This window comes from bacterium (assembly GCA_021157605.1).
Classification (GTDB): Bacteria; Patescibacteriota; UBA1384; order JAGGWG01; family JAGGWG01; genus JAGGWG01.
The window spans coordinates 1-3,830 of record JAGGWG010000022.1 but is presented as its reverse complement, the minus strand read 5'-3'; the positions used below and the strand labels follow the sequence as shown (position 1 = coordinate 3,830).

Annotated in this window: 4 protein-coding genes; 2 read left to right on the top strand and 2 right to left on the bottom strand. The window is 35.0% G+C overall.

Translation table 11 applies throughout. The features are described 5' to 3' along the window. The first annotated feature begins 150 nt into the window (after window positions 1-150). Entirely contained in the window at window positions 151-894 is a 744-nt protein-coding gene (locus J7K05_03135) for a hypothetical protein (protein ID MCD6195160.1), read from the top strand. 4 nt (window positions 895-898) lie between these two features. Here J7K05_03135 and lexA read toward each other — a convergent pair whose 3' ends face one another. Both lexA and J7K05_03125 read right to left on the bottom strand, forming a co-directional pair. Beyond that, entirely contained in the window at window positions 899-1,516 is a 618-nt protein-coding gene (gene lexA, locus J7K05_03130; protein MCD6195159.1) for a repressor LexA, read from the bottom strand. 77 nt (window positions 1,517-1,593) lie between these two features. After that, window positions 1,594-3,165: a tRNA uridine(34) 5-carboxymethylaminomethyl modification radical SAM/GNAT enzyme Elp3 gene (locus J7K05_03125; protein MCD6195158.1), complete on the bottom strand. Its 1,572-nt coding sequence runs from the start codon at window positions 3,163-3,165 to the stop codon at window positions 1,594-1,596. 24 nt (window positions 3,166-3,189) lie between these two features. On the opposite strand from J7K05_03125, the gene J7K05_03120 reads away from it, so the two are divergent. Next, window positions 3,190-3,830, top strand: a 641-nt coding sequence (locus tag J7K05_03120; GenBank protein ID MCD6195157.1) for a class I SAM-dependent methyltransferase, incomplete at its 3' end; no start/stop codon positions are given.

The window sequence follows — 3,830 nt, the reverse complement described above, 5'->3', positions numbered from 1 at the left end:
GCCCAAAAGACACCCACCCCCTCTGAAACCAGAGGGGGTTTTCTTTTTGTAATATTTTTCGTGTCAATTAAAGTAAATAAAATAAATTTGACAGCTTAGTTAATGAACGCTAAATTAAAGACAAGAGGGGCATTAAACTAAAAAGGCCCTATGGATTTAAAAGCTTCAATTGCTTATCTCCTAAAAGACGAAAAAGGAATGAGTGAGTCAGCGCTCGCCGAAATTATTAAAAGTGTTTTGGGAGCAAAAACTAGTGAACTAAAAAAATCTCTAACAGAGATGAAGAAAAAAGGAGAAATTATTCAAGAAGAGGATTTAATTAAGGCTACTGCTAGAGCCAAAAGACGAATCCCTAAAACTGAAAAAATAAGATATGCACTTCCTCTTTGGCACAGGCGCTGGACAATGGTAGTTTTTAACATTCCGGAAACAGAAAAAAAGATTAGAGACCAGCTGCGCTACCAGCTCAAAAAATACGGCTTCTCTGTTTGGCAAAACAGCGTTTGGGTTTGCCCCCATCCATTACATCAAAATTTAAAACTTTACCTAACCAATCACGGATTAGAAAAAAAGGTTAAGGTTTTTTACGGCATTCTTTCTTCAGCAGATGAAAAAAGCCTGATTAACTCAGTTTGGAAGCCGCAAAAAATTGAAAAACAATACCGTGAGTTTATACAAGACACAAAACGTAAATTTAAAAGATTAAAAAACTTAAATAACCTAAAGGCAGAACTCAAAGAAAAAGCGCTCGATCTTTTAGCAAAGCTAACTGAACTTAAATACCTTGATATTATTCGTAAAGATCCTCGACTTCCTCGCTCTCTTCTCTCTAAAAACTGGCTAGGCTTTAGAGCTTACAGAATTTACCAACAATTAGATAAATATCTAAAATAATTATTTACTTAATTTGCTTCATCACGCCTTTTATAACTCCTTGTATCTTTAAGCGGCTGGGTTTTGCCACAATGGGTTCGTAATCCGGATTTAGGGGCTGAAGCACTATTTGTCCTCTTTTAGGAAGGTATTTTTTAATTGTGGTTTCAGAGCCAATTAAAGCCACTACAATATCTCCCGGATTAGCAGTAAGTTGGCGTTTAACAACCACAATATCATTATGTTCAATCTTAGGAGCCATTGAATTGCCTTTAACTCGCAAAAGAAAGAAGTCTGAGTCTTCTTTAATAAAGCTAGGGGAAATCGCAATCCAATCAATAATATTTTCCTCAGCATAAATCGGTCTCCCTCCTGCGGACCAGCCAACCAAGGGGACAAAAAGAGTTTTTTTATTTTTTTCTTCATAAACTAAAGATATGTTTCTTGCCCCATCAGCTGTTTTTTTAATATAACCCTTTTTCTCTAACTGCTCTAAATGATAAGCCACAGCACGGGGAGATTTAAAACCCAACTCTTGAGCCATTTCTCTTATGGTAGGAGCATAGCCTTCTGAACCCAATGACTCTTTAATAAGATCTAATACCTGTTTTTGGGCAGGAGTTAGAACATGATTTTGTGTCATACTTTTAGTATAAAGTATGTATAAAAGATGTCAAGACAAAAACTGCCTGCTTCTAATTGGCAAAAGCATAAAAAAACCTAAAAACTATCAGTTAAATCTTTTACCATATAGGTTTCTTGAAGTCTGTAACCAAATTTACGAAAATAACCCCTAACCCCCACACCGGCAATAACAGCTATTTTTTTCACCCCTTCTCGCCTGGCAATCTCTTCAGCTTTTTTAAGCAAAACTTCTCCAAATCCTTGATGTTGTGCCGCTCCTTTAAACTTTTTGCTAATAGGAACTGATTTGCCATAAGTATGAATCTCTCTAATCAAAGCAGCGTTTTTTAAGGTATTAAAAAAAGTTTTTTTGTTTTTTAGAAAATAATGGGGGATTCGCAAACGCAAAAGTGCTCCCAAGTGTTTTTTGTCTTCAATGCTTAAAAAATACTCCTTGCCAAAATTTGCCCAATACCTTCTTACCACCAAGCGAGGATTAATTAGTTTTTCTCCTTTTATTTCACGACAGCGAATACAGCGGCAAGCTAGACCTTTTTGCGCCATAAAACGATGAACTTCTTGCCTAAGATTAGAAAATTTTACCCCTGCCTCAATATATTGGGCCGGAATATCTCTAATTACTCTAATAATTCTTATAAAAGGAGGGGTAAATTTTTTAATGGCAGATAAGACATAAATTAGAGTATTTTTACTATAAGTTTTGATTTTTCCCTCTTGCCACCATTTATAAACTAAAGATCCCTTTACAACCATTAAAGGATAAATTTTTAAATGATCGGGACGCAGATGGGAATGAAAAAAGAACAAAATTCCAGACAACCAGTCTAAAAAAGGATTACTGCCGGGCAGGTTCAACATTAAGTGATAAGTAATTTTAAAACCTGATTCTTTTAAAAGATAAGCTGCCCTAAAGCTTTCTTTTTTTCCGTGGCCGCGGTTAACTTTTTTGAGCAAAAAATCAAAAAAGGTCTGCACCCCAAGCTCTACTCTTGTAATGCCTAAATGCCGCAAAAATTTAATTTCGCGTTCATCTATTAAGTCCGGACGAGTTTCAATAGTAATCCCAATAATCCGGTGCTTGCTCCTTTCATTTATCTTTTGCGCTTGAATAAGAGTTCTGCTTGTTTTTTCATTAGCAGCCTCAAAACACCTTTTTACAAACCATTGGCGATATTTTTGGGGAAGCAAAGAAAAAGTCCCCCCCAAAATTAGAAGCTCAACTTTATCAGTTGGATGCCCCCCTCGTTCAAGCACCTTTAATCTGTTTTTTACTTGTAAAAAAGGGTCAAACTTTACTTTTTTAGCCCTAGCTACAGCCGGCTCATCACTAAGATAGCTTTGGGGTATGCCTTTTTCTTTGGGGCAGTAAGCGCATTTGTAATGACAAGGGTATGGTTTAGTTAAAACTGAAACCGAAACGATTCCGGAGAGAGAGCGAATTTTGTGAATTTTCACTTTTTTTCTAATCTGAGATGCTAATTGGGGATTTCTTCTATCCAAATAACTGAGGAATTCATAAGTACGGGGAAGCTGCTTTAGAGCTAATTTTTCTGCTACCTTTTTTTTGGCTTTTTCCAAATCAAAACCTCTTTTAAGCTCCTTAGCCAAAAGTGAAAAAACTTTTTTATTTTGCTTTACTTTTCCCATAAAAGTTGTTATATTTTGCCACAAATGAGGCAAAAAATCAAGGAAGAAAAATGGGTGAAACTCAATCAAAAAACATACGAAAAAATAGCCCCTTTATTTAAGCAAACAAGAGAAAAAAAAGACAAAGTGTTAGATCTCTTTTTTACAAAATTCAAACCAAAAGGCAGATTAATGGAAGTTGGCTGCGGATCCTGCCGAACTTTAGAGTATTTAGACAAACAAAATTTTTTTAATAATAAAAACTTTTATCTTGGTATTGATTTTTCTAAAAATTTTATTCAAATCGCTGCTAAAAATTTCATAGCTAAAAAATACCCTGCAAAAATTAAGCTTAAAAAGATAGATCTGGAAAATTTAAACTTTAAGAAATCTTTTGACTGGATAATTGCTTTGGCGGTTTTGCACCACTTCCCTAAAAACAACCTAAAGCAAGTGTTAGAGAAAATAAAAAAATCTCTAAAAGATGAAGGCCAATTTGCTGGCTACCTCTGGCATCCTCCTCTTAAAATACGGAAAAAATGGAAAAAAATAGGGGAAAAAGAATACTTGAAATTTTGGGGCAACAATAAAAATCTTCCCCTTTATTATTATTTTCCTTCAGCCAAAGAAATAAAGTGCTTGTTCAAAAAGGCTGGCTTTAAAAACATCCATATTCAGAAAATCGG

Coding starts and splice junctions, on each gene's coding strand:
- J7K05_03135 (MCD6195160.1), top strand. CDS start 151: ATGGATTTAAAAGCTTCAATTGCTTATCTCCTAAAAGACGAAAAAGGA.
- lexA (MCD6195159.1), bottom strand. CDS start 1,516: ATGACACAAAATCATGTTCTAACTCCTGCCCAAAAACAGGTATTAGAT.
- J7K05_03125 (MCD6195158.1), bottom strand. CDS start 3,165: ATGGGAAAAGTAAAGCAAAATAAAAAAGTTTTTTCACTTTTGGCTAAG.